The organism is Streptomyces sp. CA-250714 (genome assembly GCF_050936705.1).
Classification (GTDB): Bacteria; Actinomycetota; Actinomycetes; order Streptomycetales; family Streptomycetaceae; genus Streptomyces.
Map to the genome: position 1 here is coordinate 358,939 of NZ_JBNJMI010000002.1, position 22,188 is coordinate 381,126.

Genomic DNA, 22,188 nt, shown 5'->3' on the forward strand with positions numbered 1-22,188 from the left:
CACAGGGTGCCGGGCTACCCCGTCTCAGGGGTGTAGCCACTGACAACCGCGGAGGAGCACACCATGGACGCGCGACTGAACTACTTCGCCGACCCGACCGCCGGGAAGGTCCTCAAGCACTTCATGACGGCGGGCAAGGAGCTCAAGAACTCATCCCTGCCGACCGCGACACAGGAGCTGGTCGCGCTTCGCGTGAGCCAGATCAACGGCTGCGCCGTCTGCATCGACATGCACACCAAGGAGGCCGCCGCGGCCGGGGAGACCCCGGTGCGGCTGAATCTGGTCGCGGCATGGCGGGAGGCCACCGTCTTCACCGAGGCTGAGCGTGCCGCGCTGGCGCTGGCGGAAGAGGGGACGCGGGTCGCGGACGGGGCCGGCGGGGTCAGCGACGAGGTGTGGGCGCACGCCGCCAAGCACTACGACGAGGAGCAGCTGACCGCGCTGGTGGTCACGGTCTCCTTCATGAACGCGGTGAACCGGCTGAACGTCATCACCCAGCAGCCGGCCGGCGACTACAAGCCCGGGCAGTTCCACTGACGGATCAGCAACCGGCTCGGGGTCCTGCTGCGGGCCCCGGGCCCCGGCATCGGGGGCCGCGGTTCGGCCCTGCCGATGGTCCGGTTGATCAGCGGAATAGTGCCCGCGCCGGTGAATACGGCCGGGTGGGAGGGGCCAATGGGGAGGGAGTCGGCGTGAGCAGGGTCGAGGAGTTCGAGGAGCTGCGGCCGCTGCTGTTCTCGATCGCCTACCGGATTCTGGGCAGCGTGGGTGAGGCCGAGGACGCGGTACAGGAGACATGGCTGCGCTACGACGGCTCGTCGTCCCGGCCGACGTCGACCAAGGCGTTTCTGTCGGCCACGGTGACGCGGATCTCGATCGATGTGCTGCGCTCCGCGCGGGTGCGGCGCGAGGAGTACGTGGGCCCTTGGTTCCCCGAGCCGCTGCTGAGCGATCCGTATCAGGATCCGGTGCGGTCGGTGGAGCTGGCCGACTCGGTGTCGATGGCGGCGCTACTGCTGCTGGAGCGGCTCAGTCCGCTGGAGCGGGCGGTGTTCGTGCTGCGGGAGGTGTTCGCCTTCGGGTTCGACGAGGTCGCCTCTGCGGTAGGGCGTTCGGAGGCGGCATGCCGGCAGCTGTTGGTGCGGGCGCGACGGCATATGGAGGCCGGGCGGCCGCGGTTCGAAGCGGACCGGCAGGAACGGCAGGAGCTGGCAACGCGGTTCTTCGAAGCGCTGAAGAACGGCGATGTGGGTGAGCTGCGGAATCTGTTGGCCGCCGACGTGCAGATGGTCGGGGACGGCGGCGGCAAGGCCCCGCAGCTGGCCAACGCGGTCATGGGCGCGGAGAACGTGGCGCGGGTGCTGGGCGCGGCCGCCCCTTTGCTGACCCGGATAGACGTGACGTTCGAACCGCACGAGGTCAACGGCCAGCCGGGCGCGCTCTTCCGCGACCGGGACGGCAGGATCCTGCGCACCCTGGCCCTCGATGTGCTCGACGGACAAATCCAGACCATCCACTCGGTGAACAACCCCGACAAGCTCGGCCACATCGGCCCGGTCGCCGACGCCTGGGCCGTCAACCGCGAGTTGAAGCAGGCCCGTCGGCAGATGAACTGACCTCCACTGTCGGTGCTCGTCGCCGCCTGCCCGACGCCGTCCAGCGCGGCGGAGTCGGGCATCGGTCGCGCGCGCCGACAAGGACAAGGCGGCGTTACCACACAGCGGGCACTGAAAGCGCCGGCTATCGAATCTTCGACTCCGAAAGGCTACTGAACGACTACACACGGCAACTCCCGGGCAGCGTCGGTGTGTTGGCAATGGGAGCTCCGACTTCCGGCCGCGCGAGGGAGGAAACGGCGTTGAAGTGCACTGGTGGTCGGGGGCGGGCAGTCGTCGAGGTCGTCGATCCGGTACGCGATACCTACGACCGCATGGCGGACTTCTACGACACCGCAACGCGGGCCGATGACTACGACAGGTGGGTCGCCTTATACCGGAAGCTGATCGACCGCCACGGTGCGCCGGGGCGGGAGCTGGTGGACCTGGGGTGCGGCACCGGGAAGGCAGCGCTGCGGCTGGCGGCGGCGGGTTTCACGGTGACGGGTATCGACCTGTCGCCGGAGATGGTCCGGGTGGCCGCTGCCAAGCCCGGTGCCGGGCAGGTGCGGTTCCTGGCCGGTGACCTGCGCGAACTGCCGCGGGTGGGGCGCTTCGACGTGGGGGTCACCCTCGGCGAGCCGCTCAACTACCTGGCCGACGAGAACGAGTTGCTGGCTGCCTTCAGCGGCGTGGCCCGTCTGCTGCGGCCGGGTGGGCTGTTCATCTTCGACGTCAACACCACCGGGTTCTACCGTCGGCTGGCCGAGATCACAAGCGTCACGGAGGAGGAGGGTGTCGTCACCGTGCAGCGCGGGGTGCCTTCCCCGCGGCAGGCGGAGGCGACGGACCTGCACGTCGACCTCTTCGCGACGGTGGACGGTGTGACGTGGCGGCGCACCAGCACGCTGCACTCCTTCTCCTACTTCTCCCCGCCCCAGGTCGAGGGCCTGCTTGCCCGTGCGGGCTTGAGTCAGGTGGCCGATTACGGCATCGACCGTGGCGGACTCCACTCCGGGGGCGACGAGGAGTGTGACCGCAAACGTTTGGTCGTCGCCCGGAAAGACTCCATTGCCCGGGCTCTGTGAGGCGGGGCAGTGGTCGTTGCTGGTTCAAATCCGGGAGGGGGTGACACCATGCGCAAGATCGTGATCGTGGCCAAGGAGGCCCAGCGGGAGGACCGCCGCCGCTTTATCACATGGGACATGTAACCGTCCTGCACCTTGCAAGGGGTCCGGGCCCGGGGCATTCGGGCCCGGGCCCCTTCACTCACCCATGATGACCGCTTGGAGAGTCCTGGTCATGCGGCTGCGCAGGGCACGGTGCCTGGTCTGTTACTGGCACGAAGACGACTTCATCGCCCACCCCTACCCCCGCGGCAGCCCCATCAGCCTGCCCCCGGCCACGGCGGAGATCCTCGCCGCCTTCGGTGGCTGGGCCACGGTGGATGAGGCCGCCAAGAAGCTGCCCTCCTACGACTCCGGCAGCGTCCGCGACGCCGCCGACACGCTACGGGAGCTCGGCCTCCTCCTGGCCGAGGACAGCGAGCAGGCCCAGCGCGACGAGGAAGTGGCGCGGCACTGGGCCCCGTGGTCGCCCGAAGCGTCGTTCTTCCACTACGCCACCCAGGACTGCCCCTACGAAGAGCTCTCCGGAGAGGACCGCTACGAACTGGTTGCAGACGGCCGTCCTGCGGTGTTCGCCTCCTACCCGGAAGCGGACCGCGTCCTGCTGCCCCGTATCCCCCACCCTCTGGACGCGCCGCTGGGCGAGGTGCTCTATCAGCGGCGCACCCACCGCGCCTTCGGCTCCCATCCAGTGGAACTACCGGACCTGACCAAGCTCTTGAGTACGGTCTTCGGCCCGGTCGACTTCCTCGACGCCGGCGGCTTCGGCGCGCTGATGCGTCGCACCAGCCCCTCCGGCGGAGCACGCCAGGAGCTGGAGGCGTATGTCGGCATCCGCGACGTGGCGGGCGCGGATGCAGGGTGGTACCAATACAACGCCCGGGAGCACTCCCTGGAACTCCTGGCCGAGGGTTGCTCCGGGGACGAACTGGCCTCTCTGTGCGGGCGGCAGGAGTGGGTGGCAGGCGCCTCTTTCGTGGTGGTGCTGGCCGCCGTCGTGGAGCGGATGCTGGTCAAATACCGTTTCCCGCGTGCTTACCGTGTCTGCCTGCTCAACGCCGGCCACTTCGGGCAGAGCTTCGTTCTGACCGCCACCGCACTCGGGCTGAGCCCGTTCCAGACCGGCGCGTTCGACGACAGCGCCATGACCGAACGCCTCGGACTGGACGGCGCCTCCATCACCCCGCTCTACGTGCTCGGCGCCGGGACGCCTTCCGACACCGAGAGCCCCGTCACGCGCCGAGCCGCGACCACGGAGACCTTCAGCCGGACGACGCTGGACCGCCCCCTGCACTACACGCCGCCCCACCGCCCCCGCGAGCACTGAAGCAGCGACCTGCCGCGTGTCCGGTGCCACTCGCGGAGGCGAAAGTCCTCTGCCGGCTCGGCCAGCCGGTCCAGGCGACCGCGGTGGGCGGGGGTCAGGTGGAGCTGTTCCGCGGCGAGGTTCTCCTCCAGATGGTCGACCCGGGCGGTACCCGGGATCGGGAGGATGACCGGTGAGTGGCCGAGGAGCCAGGCGAGTGCGAGCTGCGTGGGTGTGGCGTCGAGCTCGGACGCCATGGCAGCGACCTCCTCCCTCGCCCCCGACTCCCCCCAGGCCACAGTGCGCCACGGCAGGAAAGCGATTCCGGCCGCCTCGCACGCCGCGAGCACAGGCTCGTGCTCGCGGTCGAGCAGGTTGTAGCGGTTCTGCACACTCGCGATGTCGACGATCTCCCGAGCCTCACCGAGTTCTTCGACGGTGACCTCGGACAGCCCGATCCGGCCGATCTTGCCCTCGGTCCGCAGGTCCCGCAGCGTGCCGAGTTGGTCGGCGAGCGGTGTCTCCGGGTCGATACGGTGCAGTTGGAGCAGCTCGATCCGCTCGACGCGAAGTCGGCGCAGGGCCTGCTCGACCTGATCGCGCAGAACGGCCGGCCGCCCGTCGAGCTTCCACTCGCCACCAGGGCCCGATCGGGCGACACCGACCTTGGTGGTGATCAACAGCTCGTCCGGGTAGGGGTGCAGGGCCTCGGCCAGCAGTTCCTCGTTGGCTCCCCCGCCATACAGATGCGCGGTGTCGATCAGCGTGACACCCAGCTCCACGGCCCGCCGGGCGACCGCGAGGGAGGTCTCACGCGCCGGCCCCGGCTCGGTCGGCAAGTGCATGGCCCCGAACCCGAGGCGCCGTACGTGCAAGCCCTCGCTGAAATGAAACTCAGTCGATGTCACGTGCTGTGTTCTCTCCTTCTTTCAACGGCAACGTCAGCATCTCAGTTGGCCACGGCGTCGGTTCCCCCTGAAAAAAATCCCGGCACCGCGTCAGGTAGTGGCCATCAGGAAATCCTCCCCGGTGGACGGGCGAAGGCCGTCGGGCCGATCGGCGAAGTACCGTTCGGCGAGCACAGTGCCCGACACATGCCGAGCGTCCTTGAAGTCGGCGTCCCGGGCCAGTGCCAGCATCTCCTGCGGGGTGTGGAAGCTGATGAGTCGACCAGCACCAGTCGCAGCCAGTCGGGATTCCGTGCCGCGACCAGCGCCGTTCCTGAAGCCTGTGGTCCCTGATGGTGCGCCGCCGACGCACCTGCCCACCCGCCAAGGTGGCTCCGACGAGCAGCGTCAGCCCTGGCGGGGCTCCGCGTCGGCGGCGGGGGTTGTCGCGCGGGCGGCAAGGGCCTCCAGGAGGAGGTCCAGGGCGCTTTCGAACGCGGAGCCGGCCATGGTCGGCAACTCCTCGCGGACCGTGTGCAGATGGGGGTAGGTGTCGGCGGGCAGCTGCGTGTATGCCTCCTGCCACGCCTGCGCGTCACCCTCGCGAGCGGCGGCCGGCAGCCGTAGTACGGCGGCGTCCAGAGCGGCGTGACCCAGGACGGTGTCGATGAAGGCGTGGTAGTGGCGTACGGCGGCTGCCTCGTCGAAGCCGGCGCGCAGCAGCAGTCCGATGCCCGTATCGACAGCGTGATACTCGTGGGGGCGACGGGTGACGCGGCTGGTGCTCAGCGCGGCGATCCTGGGGTGCCGAAGGGCGGACCGGTAGACGCGGAGCCCCAGTTCCCGCAGCCGCTCCGACCAGGGCCCCTGGGCGGAGAAGCCCTCCAGGGCCTCGCCGATGAGGCGGTCAGCCACGGCGAGGAAGAGGTCGTCGGTGTTGCGGAAGTAGCGGTAGACGGCGCTGGGGTCCGCGCCGAGCGCCGCGCCGAGCCGGCGGACGGTCAGCGCCTCGCCGCCGTGTTCCTCGATCAGCCCGAGGGCACTGTCGACGATCATGTCGGCCGTCAGTACCACCCCTGACCTGGTCGGACGTCGCCGCTTGCGTTCGGATGCGACGCGCTCGTGCGGCACCACGTCGTCCCCTTCCCGTGCTTGGTCCCGAGGTTCAGCGCTCTTTCCCGGGCCAGCGGTGTCCCGCTCCAGCGGGAGCGAGCAGGCCACCGGCCCTGATCCCCCAAGTTAACCACCGGCTCTCGGGCCCGTACGGCCTGTCGGTGCGCCAGGCCTTCGACCCGTCGCGTGAGGAAGTTATGTCAACGCCATTGACGTAAGACTGGGCCGGCTGTTTCATCGTCCGCACACCGGCGGCCCGCGCCGCACGGTGAGGTGTCCGGTGAGCGGAGGAGGAGATCCATGCGAAGCGACGGGCGACCCGCCCTGCGGCGCACTCTCGGGGTGCGGGACGGCATGGCCATCGCCGCCTCCAGCACGGCGGCCACGACGAGCCTCGGCATCGGGATGGGAGCGCTGGCGGCCAGTGCCGAGCGGCAGATCCCCGGTCTGCTGCTGCTCGCCTTTCTGCCGATCCTCGGCATCGCCGTGGCGTACTCGCGGCTGAACCGCACCGAGCCCAACTGCGGCAACGGCTATGTGTGGGTGGGCCGTTCGCTCAGCCCCTGGGCTGGGTTTCTGACCGGCTGGGTGCTGCTGCTGGGAAATGTGGTGTTCATGGCGTACACCGGGGCCGTCACCGGCTCGGTGGTGCTCCAGTTCCTCAACAAGATGGGGCTGCACAGCGCGTTCGGCGTCGCGCTCGATCCCACCTCCACCGGGACCTGCACCGTCGTCGGGCTGGTCGCGCTGGTGGCGGTCACGCTGACGGCCGTGACCGGGGTACGGTCCGCCACCCGCCTCCAACTGTGGCTGCTCGTCTTCGAGTACGTGGTGCTGTTCGTCTTCTGCGGCTGGGCGCTCGTGGTCGGCGACCAGGGCTTCTCCCTCTCCTGGCTGAACCCTTTCGCGATCGGCTCCGTTGAGTCGCTGTCCCAGGGCCTGGTGCTGGCGGTCTTCATCTACTGGGGCTGGGACGCGGCGTACTCCGTCACCGAGGAGACCCACCACCCCGGGGACGCGGCACGCGGCGGCCTCATCGCACTGCTGTCGGTGCTCGGACTGTTCCTCTTCGGCTCGATCGCGTTCGAACGCGTACTGAGCGACGCGGAACTGGTGCACCACGGCCCGCAGGCTCTCACCTTCCTCGGCAGCCATCTGGCGCCGGAGCCGTGGGCTTCGCTGCCGCCGGCGGCGCTTGGGGGCACCTCCCGGCCGGAGGCTGGGGGAGTGCTCCGCGTTCGCCTCGCTCCAGTCGAGCGTGATCCCCACAGCGCGCGGGGCCCTGGCCATGGGCCGGGACCGTACGCTGGGCGAGGTGTGGACGCGGGTGAGCCCCCGTTTCGGTACGCCCGCGGTCGGGACGGTCCTGATCATGGCTCTCGCGGCGGGGCTGGCCGTGCTGGCGTTCGGTATTCCCGAGCTCAACGACATGATCCTCACGGCCGTGAACTCGATCGGCCTGCTCGTCTCCCTCTACTACGGGCTCACCGCGCTGGCCTGCGCGGTCCGCTTCCGGCACCGGCTGCGGGCGGGCCCGGTCGAGGCGCTGTGCTCGGTGGTGGTCCCGGCGCTCAGCTCCGTCGCGCTCTTCGGTCTCGGCGCCGTCCTCGCGCACCATTACGCCACCATGAGCGACCACTTCGCGGCGCGCCCCGACAACGGCTGGTTCATGCTGCTGGTCCCCGGGCTCTTCCTGGCCACCGGACTGGTCGTCGCCGCCTGGGCGAAGTGGCGCCGCCGCTCGCCCTACTTCGCCACCGGCCGCGGCACGGACGCCGACTCCGTCGAACTGCCCATGGACGGCGGATTGCCCATCGACGGCGGCGCCGCAGCGGACCCGGCGGCCGTCGCCGTCGCGGAATCCGCACCCGCACCCTCATCCGCCCCTCGGAAAGGAGCCCCCTCATGACCCGCCCGCAGCCGGCTTCGGCCGACCTCGTTCTGGCCGGCGGCCCCGTGCACACCGTCGACCCGGCCCGCAGCCGGGCGAGCGCGCTGGCGGTGCGCGAAGGACGCATCGTCGCCGTCGGGCACGACGAAGTACGGGAGTTGATCGGGCCGCGCACCGAAGTTGTCGACCTCGCGGGCAAGTTGCTGATCCCGGGCTTCCAGGACGCGCATGTACACGCGGTCGGCGGCGGGGTGGAGCTGGGCCAGTGCGATCTGACCGGCGCGGTCACGGTGGAGGCGTACCGCCGCCGCATCCGCGCGTACGCCGACAGCCATCCGGACGCGCCCTGGGTCACCGGCGGCGGCTGGTCCCTGGAGGCGTTCCCCGGCGGGACCCCGACCCGGGCGCTGCTGGACGAGTTGGTGCCCGACCGGCCGGTCTACCTGGTCAACCGCGACCACCACGGCGGCTGGGCCAACACCCGGGCGCTGGAGTTGGCTGGCGTCACGGCCGCCACTCCTGACCCGTCCGACGGACGTATCGAACGTGATGAGCGGGGCGAGCCGACCGGGATGCTCCAAGAGGGCGCCATGACGCTGGTCGCCTCGGCGGTTCCTGACCCGGCGCCGGAGGAGCTCACCGCAGGACTGCTGCGCGCCCAGCGACTGCTGCACTCCTACGGCGTCACCGCCTGGCAGGACGCGCTGCTGGGCAACCACGCCGGCATGCACGACCCCTCCCCCGCCTACGCGGACGCCGCCCGCCGTGGGCTGCTGACCGCCCGGGTCACCGGCGCCCTGTGGTGGGACCGGGCCCGCGGCCTGGAGCAACTGCCCGAACTGCGGGAGCGCGCCGCGGCGTTGACCCTCGGGCGGCTGCGGGTCGGTACCGTCAAGATCATGCAGGACGGGATCGCGGAGAACCACACCGCGGCGATGCTCGGGCCGTATCTGACCGGGTGCGGCTGTGCCTCGGACAACAGCGGAATCTCCTTCATCCCCCCGGAGCGGCTGCGCACCTATGTGACCCACCTCGACGCCGAGGGCTTCCAGGTGCACTTCCACGCGCTGGGCGACCGGGCAGTACGAGAAGCACTGGACGCGGTCGAAGCCGCACGGCTGGCCAACGGCTGGAGCGGCAACCGGCCGCACCTCGCCCACCTCCAGGTCGTCCACCCCGACGACGTGCCCCGGTTCCGCCGGCTCGGGGCGACCGCCAACATCCAGGCGCTGTGGGCGGCGCACGAGCCGCAGATGGACGAGCTCACCATCCCCTTCCTCGCGCCCGAACGCGCCGCACAGCAGTACCCGTTCGGGGATCTGCTGCGCAGCGGGGCGACCCTCGCGGCGGGCAGCGACTGGCCCGTATCCAGCCCGGATCCGCTCGCCGCGCTCCACGTCGCCGTCAACCGGCGGCTTCCCGACGCGGCCGCGACGACCCCCGTCTTCCTACCCGAGCAACGCATCGACCTCGGCTCCGCGCTGGCCGCGTACACGGCGGGCAGCGCGTATGTGCAGCACCTCGACGACACCGGCTCCCTCCGGGTGGGCGGCCTCGCCGACCTCGCGGTGCTGGACCGCGACATCTTCGACCGCCCCGCGGAGGAGATTGCGGAGGCCCGTGTGCTGGAGACGTATGTGGGCGGCGAGCGGGTGTACGCCGCGCACGACGCGTGACGGGGCGTTGCCGCTGGCGGGCTCTTGCCGGGCGCTCTCCGTTGGTCCGGTCAGGGGTGCCGCTGCCCGACGCTTGCGGGGTGCGGGTGCTCCCCCAAGCTCTTCGAGCAGGGAGGTACCCCCCAGGCTGGTCGCGCAGTTCCCCGCGCCCCTGACGGGGCGCGGGGCCGGTTGCGAAAGTGGATCGTCTGTCAGACCTGCCTGGGATGCTCCGAGCATGGAGATGACTATGCAGTTGACGATCGACTGCTCCGATCCGCAGAGAATGGTGACTTTCTGGGCCGAGGCGCTGGGCTACGTGCCTGAGCCTCCGCCGGGCGGGCACGCCACGTGGCGTGCTTACTGGGCGGCGGTGGGGGTGCCCGAGGCAGAGTTGTCGGCCGGTGCCGGGGATGTTCCGGAGTCGATCATCGATCCCGCGGGACGTGGCCCGAGGGTGTGGTTCCAGCAGGTTCCGGAGCCGAAGGTCGCCAAGAACCGGTGGCACTTCGACCTGAAGGTCGGTGGGGGCCGTGACGTCCCACTGGACGTCCGCACACAGCGGGTCAAGGCCACGGTGGAACGGCTGGTCAAAGCTGGTGCCACCGTGCTGCGGATCAAGGATGAGCCGGACATAGGGTTCTACGCCGCCGCCATGCAGGACCCAGAGGGCAACGAATTCGACGTCGTCTGAGGGCCGTTGTGACGGTGCTGGTCACAGCCACTCGTTCACGGCTGCGACCAGCACGGCCGCCTCGTAGCGGACGGAGAGCTTCCCGTACCTCGTGGCCACCGCGCGGGTAGCGCGACGAAAGCCGCCTGGGCTCCAGCAGATGGGAGAAGAAATGGCGGTGCTCTCGTCTGACGCCGATAGCCTGCGTGGGTGAAGCGTATGGAGCGAGCCGTCGCGACGGTCGTCGGCTCGGCGGTGGGCGACGCGTTGGGAGCGCCTTTCGAGTTCGGTCCCCGAGGGGCGTTCTCTGCCCGGTTCCCGGAGCCAGGGTGCGGTGGGGAAATGTGCGGAGGCGGTGGTTGGGAACCGGGCGAGGCCACGGACGACACGCAGATGGCCGTACTTGTCGGGGAGTCGCTGCTACAGCGCGGTGGACTGGACTTGCCGGACATCTTCGCCCGCTTCCAGCGGTGGGCGGCAGCCGACCCCAAAGACATCGGGCTGCAGACCGAGGACGTGCTGACAAACGGCATGCCGTGGGATCTGGCCGCCGCAGTTCATTTCCAAGTCAACCAGCGAGCAGCCGGCAACGGCTCATTGATGAGGGCATCGACATCTGCGGTCTATTTCTCACAGGCCGGCCAGTCGGCCACGATGAATGCCGCCCGGCGCATCGCTGCCCTTACCCACGGTGACCGCGCCGCCTGGGAAGGTACCGCGATATTCCACGAACTCATTCGCCACAGCCTGGCAGGCGTCGACCCCCTCGGCGCCACTTCTGACGTTCTGGATCTCGTCCATCCCGACCACCGCCGGCGATATGCCACAGTCCTCGCTCCTGACTGGCATCCCGATCAGGCAACCGAGTTCAACGGCGCAATATGGCCCTGCCTCGGGTCGGCGGTCTGGGCTCTGCGCAGCACAACCAGCTTCGAGGACGCCATTCGTGCTGCGATTGACGTCGGCGGTGATACAGACACTGTCGCCGCGGTTACCGGAGGTCTCGCTGGCGCGTACTACGGATTGGAGGCGATCCCTGCCCGCTGGACTGAGCCCTTGCACGTCCCCCTGCCAGGGGCCGGCGGACGGGTGCTGCGGCTTGCCGATCTGATCGATCTCGGGCACCACCTCGGGGCCGGCCTGGACTGACAGAGCCGGTGGTGGGGCTGTGCCATCAGCTCGCGGCTTGTCACGCGTGCCCGCCTGCCCGCCGACAGCCGCTGGCGCCGACCTTCCACTTGGCGCCGGCGGACAAGGCACACTCCTTGCCGGCCATCCGGGCTCAACCGGACGGCATGCACGAGGGCCACACGCCGAGCCACTGCTCGGCGCCGTACTCCTCGAACCGCTCCACCTCGGTGAATCCCAGCTTCGCCGCGAGGCGCATCGCGCGGTCGTTGGCGGTCTGGGTGCAGAGCACCACCGGCTCGCTGGGGAGTACGTCGGCGAACCAGTCGAGTACTGCTGCGCACGCCTCGGTGGCGTACCCGCGTCCCCACGCTTCAGGCAGGAACAGGTAACCGAGCCGCGGCCTGCCCGGCGTACGGACGGACATGACCTGGACGCTCCGCATCGCGCCGATCGAGCGTGATCATGCCGATCATCGCTCCTTCGAGGTCGATTACGAAAAGGCCAGGGCGCCGCCCGGGCACCTCGGGCACCGCGCGTTCGAGCTCATCACGCGGTCGAGGGCCGCCGATGTAGGTGCCCACTTCTGGCGAGGCGAACAACTCGATGAACGCCGCACGGTCCCGGGCCTCGGACTCTCGGAGCACGAGCCGTTCGGTCCATATCGGTGCGGGTGGCCAGGCGACGGGTCCGAGTCCAGTCATGGCGGGGAACCTATCGCAAGTCCGTGAGGGTGGTCCGACCTGCGCCGTATGTGCAGATGGCCCTCGGGGGGGGAAGGCACAGCACACGTTGGTGACTGTGCCGGTGATCAGGACGGTGTCGCCCCGGCGGTCTTTCAACAGCTCCGGCAGCACGCAGCGTCCCGGGAAGAACGCGCTGGCAGCGGACTTCTCCACCAGGAGATCACCCGGGTTCGGCGGTGAAGTCATGCCACTGCCGCGCGGCCGGCGGCCCGGTGCCCCCTGACGTACGGAACGACTCGGCCACGTCGGGGCCGAAGAACTCATCGGCCACCGCAGACCGTTCGCCCACTTTCGGCAGCTCCCACGCGATGGTGCCGCCAGCCGCTGGACCACCCTGCTGCACCGGGAGGGCGCAGCAACAGGGCTCACCGCACGAGAACAGGGCCCACCGCACGAGCAGAACGTGTTCGCGCCGACCGACCCTGCCCGAAGTGGGATCGCGGCGGCCCCATAGGGTCGGGGCATGGCGAGTGAATTCAGCGATGCCTTCCTCCTGGAGGCCGAACGGCATGCCGCGTGGGGTGCAGCCCAACTCGAGGCCCTGACCGCGTTCCTGCCGGACGGGCCGTGGACCGCCGACCTGCCGTCCTGCCGGTATCAGCAGGGCGAACTGGAGCTGCACGTAGGCGTGCTGGGCACATATGACATGGACGAGCAGTCCTGGATGTGGGGCTGGGCGAACCCGGGTCTCCAGGGCACCGAGGTGGTTGCCCTGGCGGCCGCGGTCCAGCGGTACGGACTCACGCACGGCATCGCCGAACTGACTGCGGAGGTCCTGGATCTCTCCGGCTTCGCGGACCCGCGGCGCGCGGCGGAGATGCTCGCCTTCACCGGGATGGGGGTCGCCGAGGCACCGGGGTACATCGGTGTTCCGGCGGGACCGGCCACGCAGGTCTACTTCCTGCCCGACGACACGCAGGTCCCCCGCATCGGTCCGGATCCGGTCACGCTGCCGCGGACACTGCTCACCGGTGCCGGACTGATCGGGTACTCGGCCCGGCAGGTCGTCAGCGGGTACTTCGACCACCACGGCGTGCCGCAGCGCGTCGAGGGCGACCGGATCGTCGCCGACCTGCCCGGCGGCCACGCTGTCGAGGTCGACTTCGATGCGTCCGGCCGGATCGCAGGCGTAGGGGCCAAGGTTCAGCCCTGAGCCAGGCTACGGCGGGCCCCCGGCAACGTGCTGGTGGGCGCGGACGGCGGTGGGGTCGCCCCGAGTCGACCCACCGGCCGTCCGCGCCCCGCTGTGCGTCGGTCAACGACGCGCATCAACCAACGTCAAGGTGGCCCTGCCGAAAGCGCGCAGCCCCCGCGCCCCTTCGGGGGGCAAGCCCTAGTCGCCCCCTCCCCCACCACACGAGGACCCGCACGAAGAACCACAGGACGAGCCACAGGAAGAGCCACAGGAGGAAGTGGAACAGCCACCGTCGGGATGATCGGTCCCCCGCTTCCGGCGGCGCCCCGCCCCAACCGGGACCGGCGGGTTCGCCGTCACCGTCCACAGCTCCTTGTCCGCGCTGAACCCGGCCTCCTCGATCAGGGCCACGGTGCGCAGGTGCGCGTCCGGGGCGTGATCCGGACTGCCCGGTCCGTCGGGATGGTGGTGTACGAACTTCCCCAGCCGACCGCACAGTTTGGCGTACAGCGCCGTGTGCAGGATGAGGGCGTGCCACCCCTCGTCGACCAGGCGCGACGGCCGGATGGACGTCGTGGGGAACTTCGCGGCGGCCACGACGAACTTCAGGGCTTCATCCACGACGCGCCTGGCCGTAGGCTCAGCCATGCCGGGGTTGTTGTCCATGACTGTGGCTACGACACCCCTGAACGCGTCGGGAGCGAGTAATCCGCGTACATCGTGCATGTGCGTGTCCTCTTTCCTGGTGTGTTCTCTCCGGGCGCCCGCCTCGGCCGTTCAACCTGTCAGGATCGATCCGGCCGGGGCGGGGGCTCTTCGTCCGGTCACCCCACTCGCCGTCGACTACGTGCGCTCCGGGCTGTCCGCCGCACCGGGCGGGCGCGTGGGTGACTCGAGGTGGCGCTTGAGGCGCTGAAGTGTGGTTCCGATGTTGGCGTTGTTGGTGCCGATACGGTCGATGACGCCGGTGATCAGGATCGCGAACGGGATGAACCACAGCGGCACCCGCAGCCAGTTGGTCTCGGTCACGGCGCAGCCCTGCGGCGTGGGCGCGATGTCGTACTGCCAGCGGGAGATGCGGACACCGAGCGGTGCCGTCACCTCGTAGGCGAAACACCGGTGCGGATCGGCGTCCGTGACACGGCAGTTGGTGACCCAGCGGCGGAACCCGTTGCGGTTGTGGCCGCGGAAGCGCGCGCCCACCGCCGGCGCCGTCGCGCCGTCCAGCCAGCGGACACGATGGGCCTCTTCGCCGAGACGGATCATGACGGGCGGATCGCTGACCACGCGGTACGCATCAGCCGGGGCCGCCCTGATGAACACCGTGCCGGTGGCCGCGGGGTCCGGGAAGCGCGGGATGCGGGGCAGGCGCGGTACGGGCATGGGAGCCTCCTCGACTGATGTAATCACCGATTACATCAGCGGCTCCGTAGCGGGGTCAATCCCCCGTGTGATCGGGTGAGTTGGCGATGCCGAGGCCGAAGGTGTCCAAAACCTGCTCGGCCAGTTCCTCCGCCCGGTCCGCCGGCAGATGCCCGTCGGTGATCATCTGCGCCAGGCCGTAGACGACTGCCTGCCCCGCGAGGCCCACGATCGCCGGGTCGCCGGGACGCAGCACACCGGCCTGCTGGTCGGCGACGATGATGTCGGTGAAGACGCGCTCGATGTCGGAGAGACGCTGGTGCAGTTCTGCGGGCTGACTGCCGCCGAACACCCTGCTCTTGATCAGCTCGAAGCGGCGCGGGTGGCGGATCGCGAAACGTACGAAACCGAGGCCGAAGGCGCGCATCACAGAACCCTCGACATCGGCCACCATGCCGAGCTGCCACTCCCCGAAGTCGGCCAGGATGCGATCGGCGACCGCTGTCAGCAGCGCCTGCCGGTCAGCGAAGTGCCGGAACGGCGCCCCCGGCGACACCCCTGCGCGGCGCGCTACTTCACGTACCGTCACATGCTCCATCCCGCGCTCGTCCAGCAGCTCGATGGCCGCGGCGGTGAGCGCGGCGGGGAGGTCGCCATGGTGATAACCAGCGCGTTCAGCAGGCTTGCCCGTCATGTACGCAGTGCTACCACACGCGGCCACGCGGGTGCCCGGCGCACCGGAGCCGCCGCTAGCGGACTGCCGGCCGTGGTCCGTTCGACAGCGCGAATCCGTCGCTGGGGTCGTTGGGGTCGCCTGGGATCGCCGCGCTGATCGAACGCGATTGACTTCAACTGAGGTTCAACTTCTACGGTCGGTTCCGTCGAACGAGCTCAGCAAAGGCGGAGGGACCGATCATGGAGTACTCGCACGGCGACGCCGAACTGATACAGCAGCCCATCGGCTACTGGAGTTGGGCGGCCTACAAGGCCGTCGTCACTCGCACCAGGGCCGCGCTCGCCGAGATCGGCACCACCCAGCCGCAGTGGTGGGTGCTCGCGCAGATCGCGCGTGCCGACACCGTCAGAACCCGCGACGAGGTGTCCCGCCTGCTCCGTAACTATCTCGACACGGGCCCCGAAGCCATGGAGTCGGAGATCGACCACACCATCGCCCAAGGCTGGATCACCGAGGACGCCGAGGGACGCCTGGGCATCACAGCGGAAGGCAGGGCCTTCTACGACAAGGCCGCGGCCCTCCAGGACGAGTTGTGGGCGGAACGGCACGCGGGGATCTCCGACGAGGAGTACCTGACCACGCTCAAGGTGCTGCAGCGCTTCATCCACAACACGGGCGGGCAAGCCTGGCACCACTGAGAACGCCGAACACGATGGCCGCATCCGCTCTGGTGAGTTGGGCAGGAGGCCGGCGGGGGGGGTGCGCCTGGGGGAGGGCGCGGCGGTGCGCCCTCCCCCAGATCGAGCGGTCGTGCAGGGTCAGCTCTTACCGGCCGCGTTCCAGGTCATCCCCCAGCCGTACTCCAGATCCACGGCCTGCTGCTTCATGATGCCGGGCCGCAGCACGATGTACTTCGCCTCCCGCCGGACGATCAGTTCCCCACCCACGTTCTCGATCAGCGCGACGGCAGCGACCGGCGAAGGAACGGTGCACTCGTCCAGCCGCATCTCGATGGGCGGACCGCTCGGCGGATACAGGGTGGCGACCCCGTCCAGGCCCGCGAAGCTGGACGCACCGGCGTAGACGACCACGAACACCAGGAGGCGCTTGATCTCCGCCGTGTGATCAAGGTTGATCACGAGGTTCTCACCGGCCGCACTGGATCCGGTCCGGTCGTCCTGGTCCAGCCGGACGTAGGGCGGCTGGTCGAACGAGCCGAAGCGGTTGTTGATGGGGTGGATGATCCCCTTGTCGCCGTTCTGCAACTCCCACAGACAGGAGAGGTCCAAGTCGAGGTCCTCCAGCCGGACGGCACCCTTCCCCTTCTTCATCCAGCCACGCTGCTTGCGAGCGCTCCACGAGAGATTGACCCGCATGGCTCCTGAGGTGGCGCCCTGCTTGGTCAGTGACACCGCGGGCGCTGCCTTCGTCAGCGTGATCTTCGTCAGACTCACCGGCGGCGCAGGCGCGGGCTGCTGCATCGGCGCAGCCGGCGGAGCCTGCGGAGGCACAGGCTGCTGCATGGGCGCGGGCTGCTGCATCGGCGCAGGGGCAGGCGCGGGCGGAGGCGGCGCAGGCGCGGCGTACTGCGCGGGCACGGACGGTGCAGGCGGTACAGGCGGTGCAGGCGCGGCCTGCTGCGCAGGCACGGACGGTGCGGGCGGCGGAGGTGCGGCCTGCTGCGCAGGCGGGGGCGAGGCGGGCTCCTCCTCGACGGTGATACCGAAGTCGGTGGCGAGCCCTTCCAGGCCGGAGGAGTATCCCTGGCCCACGGCTCGGAACTTCCAGGCGTCATTCCGCCGGTACAGCTCCCCGAGCACGAACGCCGTCTCCGACGTGGCACCGGCGGCGTCGAATCGCGCCGTCTCCGCGCCGCTCTCCGCGTCCAGCACGCGTACGAACAGGCCGGGCACCTGACCGAACGTGCCGTCGGTGGAAGCCGCGACCACCACGGTCGCTATCTCCTGCTCGACCGCGGACAGGTCCACCGCGATCGTCTCGAGCGCGCCCGTGCCCTCCTGGCGCTTCCCCTCTTGACGCACCGCACCACTGCGATGGACGGGCTGGTTGTAGAACACGAAGTCGTCATCCGACCGCACCTTGCCGGTCACCGTCAGCAACAACACCGACGCGTCGACATCGGGCACACCCGGCCCTCCCTGCCAACCCAACTCCACCCGGACCCTGGCAGTCGGCACCAGTACATTGGCACCCTTTTGCAACGACATGTGGCGCTTCCCCTCCGTGGCCTTTCAACCCCACGAAGCTTAGGTGTTGAGGATCCGCACAGCACCGCCGGTCCACTCAGTGGCCAACGGCCGGTTTTTGGGCATCCCCGCGCGCTTGCAGGGGCCGTTCCTAGGCAGTCTCCATCAATTCCTTGAGCCGGGTCAGGTCGGCGGCGACCATGTCGGCGTCCCGCCGGAAGTCGGCGTCGCTCATCTCCGGCTGTCGGCGCAGGGTGAACACCACCTCGCTTCCGGTTCCGTCGGCGATCACGCGGACGGGGTTGTAGATGGTCTTCCCGGAGGGCAGCGTGACGTCGTGGTCGAGCACACCCAGCTTGTTGCCGGGCGCGAAGGCGATCAGCACCCGCCCCATGGGGGAGGACTCCGCGACCCACTGACCGTCGATCTTCTCGATGGAACGCCCCAGTCCATGGGCCCAGGCGGGCCAGTTCGCGGGGTCGGCGGCGTAGGCGTAGACATCCTCGACAGGGCGGTCGATGAAGACACTGACGTGGCGGGATTCTTTGCCGGTGGCGTTCATGCCGTGACGGTAACGGGGCGCAGTCACCGTCCTCTTGAACGAATCGGACACGGCAGACGCACGACGGATGGGTACACTTGTGCGAGCCCGCCCGGGGCGGGTCTACTCGGGACGGGTCTGCTCGTCGGTCGCTTCCGTAAAGCCGGAACGTTCCCGCCGTCGGACGGACCGGGCGCCAACCACCTGACCGGCACGCGAACGCTCGGCGGTGTCGAGCAGTTCGCCCGTTCAGCCCAACGGCCCGCCGACGGCGCCACCATCCTCCACGACGGCATTCTCGACAGGAGCGACGTGATCGCGCTTCCCGGAACCGACACCGGCCCACTCGACGTGTCCTGCGAGCCACCGGCCCCCACACCCGCGCCACCGCGCCGACGACCGGCCGACAAGGGCCCCGGCGGCGCGGCGTGTCAACGGTGACCGTTCTCGACAACCGGGCGCTCAACCGCGCGACGCTCGCCCGGCAGTTGCTGCTCGATCGGGCCGACATACCGGTCCTGGACGCCGTCGCGCACCTCGGCGGGCTGCAAGCGCAGGAACCGCAGGAACCGTTCGTCGGGCTCTGGTCGCGGGTGCGGGCGTTCGATCCTGCGACACTTTCGGATCTGCTGACGGGCCGGAGCGTGGTACGCACACACCTCATGCGCCGTACCGTCCACCTCGTCACCGCCGACGACGTACTGGCCTGGCGGGCCCGGCACGACGCCATGCTGCGCCAACGGGTGCTCGGGGTCTACCGCCGCGAGCTCGCCGGGACGGATCTCGACGAGCTCGCCGCAGCAGGGCGGGCGGTGCTGGCCGACGGCGAACCCCGCACGATGACCGAGCTCGCGCGGGCGCTCGCCGAGCGCTGGCCGACGCCGGGGCCGCGGGCGCTGAGCGAGATGCTGATCGCGGCGGTCCCGGTGGCGCAGCTGCCACCGCGCGGGATCTGGCGCACGAAGGCAGGGGTGCGCAATGTCCTGCTGTCCTCATGGCTGGGGCGTGAGGTCGACCCCCTGTCCCCCGACGCCGCTGATCCTGTGGGCCAGGCGCTGATACGGCGCTATCTGGCTGCGTTCGGCCCTGCCGCCTCGGCCGATCTGCGCGCCTGGTGCGGTCTCGCGGGCTTGCCGGCCGCGGTCGCCGCGATACGGGAGGAGCTGATCACCTTCCGCGACGAGCGTGGCCGCGAACTGTTGGAGCTGCCCGACGCGCCGCGCCCCGACCCCGACACCCCCGCCCCGGTGCGGTTCCTTCCCGCGTTCGACAACGCGATCCTCGGCTACCACGACCGCAGCCGGATCATCGACGACGAGCATCGCGGTCTGTCGGTCGCCGGTGCTCGCGTTGTCCTGGTCGACGGCCGGGTCGCCGCGACCTGGACCGTCGAGGCCGGCACCGTGCTGGTCACCCCGCTGCGCCGCTTCTCCCGCACCGACCGCGCCGCCGTCGCCGAGGAGGGCCGGGCGCTGGCGTCGTTCCTCTCCGACAACGACAGCGACCGCGTCCAGATCGCCGCGTCGCCCAGCTGACGCCCGCCCGGGAGGCCACGGAAAGGCCCGGGCCGAGCCGCCCAGCCGCGAACGCACAGCACGACAGACCGCACTGGCAGGCCGCATACGGCCGGCAGCGTCCGTCCGGTCACGCCGCTCGAACGCGCAGCGCGGCGACGGACCAGTCGACCGCAGGCGTCAGACCTTCCGGAGGCGGCCAGCCGTTGATCACGGCGAGCAGTTGGAAGTAGCGGTCCCTGCGCGGATCGTTCGCCGCTTCCAAACGGTGCAGCAGCCACTGCCGCAACTCGTCGTCGGCGGGGCGGCCGAGAGTACGCGCGCACTGTGCGGTGAGCGCCGTGACGACGGAATCGGCTCGGGGCGACTCCGGGGAGATCCCGGACGTGACGGCTGCTGTCGCATGGTCACGGACGACGGCGAAAACGTCCGGAAGCGGCCGCGTGGCGCCGCCGGCGGAGCGGTCCGCCGTATGGTTCTCGACCCCGCGCCGCACACTGGCACGGAAGTCCGGGTCCAGGGACAGTTCCGCCAGCTCCACCCATGCCTCGACCTGCTCTTCCGTGGGGTCGTCGGGCAGCTCGGGCGTCATGGAACGCCGGGCCCCCGCGTACCCGGCACCGCCGTCGAGGCCGGTGAAGACGGTGTCGAGGAAGTCGTCGGTCAACCGCTGACGTTCGGCTCGGGAGAGCTGGGCGAGTCTGTGCATGTGTTCCATCTCCTCAGGGCTGGGGCTGCGCCTGGCCACAGCCGTCAGTACCGCGCGCTGCAGGCGCAGGATCCCGATCTGCAGCTCCAGCGCGGCGGCATGCCGCGTGGCGACTTCGCCGAGCGTCTGCTCCCGGTCGAGCACCTGCCGGATCGGTTCCAGACCGAGACCCAGCTCTCGCAGCGTCCGCACCAAGGCCAGTCGGGCCACCGCGTCCGGGCCGTATCGCCGGTAGCCGGCCGGGGTGCGGTCGGTCGGCGCCACGATGCCGCGGTCGGAGTAGAAGCGGATGGTCTTGACTGTCAGCCCGGTGCGCCGGGCCAGTTCACCGATCGAACAGAGACTGGCGTCGTCCATGGCCCCACCCTCATGTCTCCCCCGGCGGGAGACTCAAGCCCGCCCGTTCGCACCCAACCCCGCATACAGCCACCGGTTCAACGGCTTCCGCGCGAGCAGCAGCACGCCGCCGAGAACGGCCGCGGACGCCGCGACGATCGTGAAGTACGCGGTGCTCGAGATCTCGGCGAAGAGCTGTCCGAGCAGGCCGGACAGCGACGACCCGAGTGCCAGGGTGAGGAAGTTCAGCCCGACCATCTGTGAGGTGAACTTCGCCGGCCCGATCTTCGTTGCCAGCGCCAGTCCGATCGGTCCGACGTAGACCTCGGACGACCCGGCGAGCACCATGAACAGGAGGATGAGAAGCAGCGGAATCGTCGCGTTCCCCGTCACGGTCGATACGACGAGGAGGTAGAAGTACGCGAGGCCGATCTGGATGAGCCCGATCGCGAACTTCGCGACGGGTTTGGGCTGACGCGGTCCGAGGCGGCCCCACAGACGTGCGACGAGCGGTGTGATGAGGACGGCCGAGAGCGGGCTGAGCGCCGTGATCCAGGCGACGGGGAACGTCCAGTCGCCGATCTCGAGGTCGACCCGGTCGGTGATGAGGATCGAGATCGCCGTGAACTTCTGGAAGAGGAAGCCGAAGTAGATCCCGGAGAGCAGGAACAGCGGAAGGTAGGCGCTCACCCGCCGCTTCTCGTCGCTCGTCACCTTCTTCGAGGAGAGGATGACGGCGAAGTACCCGGCCGCGGCGACGAGCGCGGCGATCGTGACGACGCTCGACATGTTTCCCGCCCGGAGCCACCCGGTCAGCGAGCACGTCGCGATGACGGCGATCGCGATGACCGCGTACCCGATCGGGGCGAGGAGCTTGCCCGCGGGCAGCGGGTTGTTCACCTGCCCCGCCCGCTCGGGGAGCTTCTTCATGGAGAGTCCGTACTGGACGAGGGCGGCGAACATGCCGATCGCGGCGAGTCCGAATCCGTAGTGGAAACCCCACTGGTTCTGCGCGAAGCCGGTGGTCAGCGGTCCGACGACGGCGCCGATGTTGATCGCCATGTAGAAGTAGGAGAAACCGGCGTCGCGCTTGGCGTCGGTGTGGCCGTCGAGCATGAACCCCACGATCGAGGTGATGTTCGTCTTGAGGGCACCCGTGCCGAGGATGATGAGGACGAGGCCGACGCCGAGGCCGGTCAGCCCGGACAGTGCCGCGAGCGTGACATGACCGCAGGCGATGATGATCCCGCCCCACAGCACCACGTACTTCGGGCTGACGAGCCGGTCGCCGATCCAGGCACCGACCAGCTGGGCAAGGTAGACGGCGCCGCCATAGGCCCCGACGATCCCCGACGACGCGGCAGGTCCGAGGTCGAGGCCGCCCTTGTCGAGCGAGTAGAGGAGATAGAAGGACAGGATGCCCTGCAGACCGTAGAAGGAGAAGCGCTCCCAGAGTTCCGTGAACGCCATGCTCCAGAGGGAGCGGGGCACGGCACGGTTCTCGGTCGGGACGTCGAGCCGCGGTGGTGTCAGTGTCATGGTGTGGTACCTCGCAGTGTGTGCTGACGTCTCGGGGTGACGCGGTCC

General features: G+C 69.7%; 21 protein-coding genes and 3 pseudogenes. 12 read left to right on the forward strand and 12 right to left on the reverse strand.

Annotated features, from left to right (window positions below; translation table 11 throughout):
• Positions 1-63: 63 nt before the first annotated feature.
• The 4 genes from ACQEU8_RS20445 to ACQEU8_RS20460 all read left to right on the forward strand — a co-directional run bounded on the left by ACQEU8_RS20445 (position 64) and on the right by ACQEU8_RS20460 (position 4,049).
• Positions 64-537: a carboxymuconolactone decarboxylase family protein gene (locus ACQEU8_RS20445; protein ID WP_433103103.1), complete on the forward strand. Its 474-nt coding sequence runs from the start codon at positions 64-66 to the stop codon at positions 535-537.
• Positions 538-692: 155 nt separating this feature from the next.
• On the forward strand, positions 693-1,616 hold the full coding sequence (locus ACQEU8_RS20450) for an RNA polymerase sigma-70 factor (protein WP_433103105.1): 924 nt from the start codon (positions 693-695) through the stop codon (positions 1,614-1,616).
• A 242-nt stretch (positions 1,617-1,858) separates the two neighbouring features.
• Entirely contained in the window at positions 1,859-2,683 is an 825-nt protein-coding gene (locus ACQEU8_RS20455; RefSeq protein ID WP_433103107.1) for a class I SAM-dependent DNA methyltransferase, read from the forward strand.
• A gap of 214 nt (positions 2,684-2,897) precedes the next feature.
• The gene (locus ACQEU8_RS20460) at positions 2,898-4,049 is read left to right on the forward strand and encodes a SagB/ThcOx family dehydrogenase (RefSeq protein WP_433103109.1); all 1,152 of its coding nucleotides are present in this window, start codon (positions 2,898-2,900) and stop codon (positions 4,047-4,049) included.
• Here the strand turns inward: ACQEU8_RS20460 and ACQEU8_RS20465 are convergent.
• The 3 genes and pseudogenes from ACQEU8_RS20465 to ACQEU8_RS20475 form a co-directional block, all read right to left on the reverse strand.
• Positions 4,016-4,936: an aldo/keto reductase gene (locus tag ACQEU8_RS20465; RefSeq protein ID WP_433103111.1), complete on the reverse strand. Its 921-nt coding sequence runs from the start codon at positions 4,934-4,936 to the stop codon at positions 4,016-4,018. The genes ACQEU8_RS20460 and ACQEU8_RS20465 overlap by 34 nt on opposite strands.
• Before the next feature lie 90 nt (positions 4,937-5,026).
• A pseudogene (locus ACQEU8_RS20470) lies at positions 5,027-5,191 on the reverse strand (SAM-dependent methyltransferase); the annotation flags it as partial.
• A 132-nt stretch (positions 5,192-5,323) separates the two neighbouring features.
• On the reverse strand, positions 5,324-6,049 hold the full coding sequence (locus ACQEU8_RS20475; RefSeq protein ID WP_433103113.1) for a TetR/AcrR family transcriptional regulator: 726 nt from the start codon (positions 6,047-6,049) through the stop codon (positions 5,324-5,326).
• 384 nt (positions 6,050-6,433) lie between these two features.
• Between ACQEU8_RS20475 and ACQEU8_RS20480 the strand changes: the two are divergent.
• The 5 genes and pseudogenes from ACQEU8_RS20480 to ACQEU8_RS20500 form a co-directional block, all read left to right on the forward strand.
• Positions 6,434-7,087, forward strand: a pseudogene (locus tag ACQEU8_RS20480) (amino acid permease); the annotation flags it as partial.
• 199 nt (positions 7,088-7,286) lie between these two features.
• On the forward strand, positions 7,287-7,937 hold the full coding sequence (locus tag ACQEU8_RS20485) for a hypothetical protein (protein WP_433108973.1): 651 nt from the start codon (positions 7,287-7,289) through the stop codon (positions 7,935-7,937).
• Entirely contained in the window at positions 7,934-9,595 is a 1,662-nt protein-coding gene (locus tag ACQEU8_RS20490; RefSeq protein WP_433108604.1) for an amidohydrolase, read from the forward strand. The genes ACQEU8_RS20485 and ACQEU8_RS20490 overlap by 4 nt, the downstream gene beginning before the upstream one ends.
• Before the next feature lie 217 nt (positions 9,596-9,812).
• Positions 9,813-10,268: a VOC family protein gene (locus ACQEU8_RS20495; RefSeq protein WP_433103115.1), complete on the forward strand. Its 456-nt coding sequence runs from the start codon at positions 9,813-9,815 to the stop codon at positions 10,266-10,268.
• A gap of 198 nt (positions 10,269-10,466) precedes the next feature.
• Positions 10,467-11,396 (forward strand): ADP-ribosylglycohydrolase family protein, encoded by a 930-nt coding sequence (locus ACQEU8_RS20500; protein ID WP_433108606.1) that lies wholly within the window; start codon positions 10,467-10,469, stop codon positions 11,394-11,396.
• Positions 11,397-11,529: 133 nt separating this feature from the next.
• Here the strand turns inward: ACQEU8_RS20500 and ACQEU8_RS20505 are convergent.
• Positions 11,530-12,079 (reverse strand): annotated as a pseudogene (locus tag ACQEU8_RS20505) (GNAT family N-acetyltransferase).
• 202 nt (positions 12,080-12,281) lie between these two features.
• Positions 12,282-12,410 carry a hypothetical protein gene (locus ACQEU8_RS20510; protein WP_433103117.1) on the reverse strand — a complete coding sequence of 43 codons (129 nt, stop codon included), beginning with the start codon at positions 12,408-12,410 and terminating at the stop codon, positions 12,282-12,284.
• Between the two features lie 174 nt (positions 12,411-12,584).
• On the opposite strand from ACQEU8_RS20510, the gene ACQEU8_RS20515 reads away from it, so the two are divergent.
• On the forward strand, positions 12,585-13,274 hold the full coding sequence (locus tag ACQEU8_RS20515) for a DUF6882 domain-containing protein (protein ID WP_433103119.1): 690 nt from the start codon (positions 12,585-12,587) through the stop codon (positions 13,272-13,274).
• A gap of 180 nt (positions 13,275-13,454) precedes the next feature.
• On the opposite strand, the gene ACQEU8_RS20520 is transcribed toward ACQEU8_RS20515, so the two are convergent.
• The 3 genes from ACQEU8_RS20520 to ACQEU8_RS20530 all read right to left on the reverse strand — a co-directional run bounded on the left by ACQEU8_RS20520 (position 13,455) and on the right by ACQEU8_RS20530 (position 15,312).
• The gene (locus ACQEU8_RS20520; RefSeq protein WP_433103121.1) at positions 13,455-13,904 is read right to left on the reverse strand and encodes a glycine-rich domain-containing protein; all 450 of its coding nucleotides are present in this window, start codon (positions 13,902-13,904) and stop codon (positions 13,455-13,457) included.
• A 195-nt stretch (positions 13,905-14,099) separates the two neighbouring features.
• Positions 14,100-14,639 (reverse strand): SRPBCC family protein, encoded by a 540-nt coding sequence (locus ACQEU8_RS20525; protein ID WP_433103123.1) that lies wholly within the window; start codon positions 14,637-14,639, stop codon positions 14,100-14,102.
• A 55-nt stretch (positions 14,640-14,694) separates the two neighbouring features.
• The gene (locus ACQEU8_RS20530) at positions 14,695-15,312 is read right to left on the reverse strand and encodes a TetR/AcrR family transcriptional regulator (protein ID WP_433103125.1); all 618 of its coding nucleotides are present in this window, start codon (positions 15,310-15,312) and stop codon (positions 14,695-14,697) included.
• Between the two features lie 221 nt (positions 15,313-15,533).
• Between ACQEU8_RS20530 and ACQEU8_RS20535 the strand changes: the two genes are divergently transcribed.
• Positions 15,534-15,992 carry a MarR family winged helix-turn-helix transcriptional regulator gene (locus tag ACQEU8_RS20535; RefSeq protein ID WP_433103127.1) on the forward strand — a complete coding sequence of 153 codons (459 nt, stop codon included), beginning with the start codon at positions 15,534-15,536 and terminating at the stop codon, positions 15,990-15,992.
• A 120-nt stretch (positions 15,993-16,112) separates the two neighbouring features.
• Here ACQEU8_RS20535 and ACQEU8_RS20540 read toward each other — a convergent pair whose 3' ends face one another.
• On the reverse strand, positions 16,113-17,522 hold the full coding sequence (locus tag ACQEU8_RS20540) for a TerD family protein (protein WP_433103129.1): 1,410 nt from the start codon (positions 17,520-17,522) through the stop codon (positions 16,113-16,115).
• Between the two features lie 130 nt (positions 17,523-17,652).
• On the reverse strand, positions 17,653-18,063 hold the full coding sequence (locus ACQEU8_RS20545; RefSeq protein ID WP_433103131.1) for an SRPBCC family protein: 411 nt from the start codon (positions 18,061-18,063) through the stop codon (positions 17,653-17,655).
• A gap of 416 nt (positions 18,064-18,479) precedes the next feature.
• On the opposite strand from ACQEU8_RS20545, the gene ACQEU8_RS20550 reads away from it, so the two are divergent.
• Entirely contained in the window at positions 18,480-19,577 is a 1,098-nt protein-coding gene (locus ACQEU8_RS20550; protein ID WP_433103133.1) for a winged helix DNA-binding domain-containing protein, read from the forward strand.
• A 109-nt stretch (positions 19,578-19,686) separates the two neighbouring features.
• Here ACQEU8_RS20550 and ACQEU8_RS20555 read toward each other — a convergent pair whose 3' ends face one another.
• Together ACQEU8_RS20555 and ACQEU8_RS20560 are read right to left on the reverse strand one after the other, a co-directional pair.
• Positions 19,687-20,622, reverse strand: coding sequence for a MerR family transcriptional regulator (locus ACQEU8_RS20555; protein WP_433103135.1), 936 nt, complete (start codon positions 20,620-20,622; stop codon positions 19,687-19,689).
• A 33-nt stretch (positions 20,623-20,655) separates the two neighbouring features.
• A complete protein-coding gene (locus ACQEU8_RS20560) occupies positions 20,656-22,140 on the reverse strand; it encodes a peptide MFS transporter (protein WP_433103137.1) in 1,485 nt (494 codons plus the stop codon).
• Positions 22,141-22,188 lie beyond the last annotated feature (48 nt).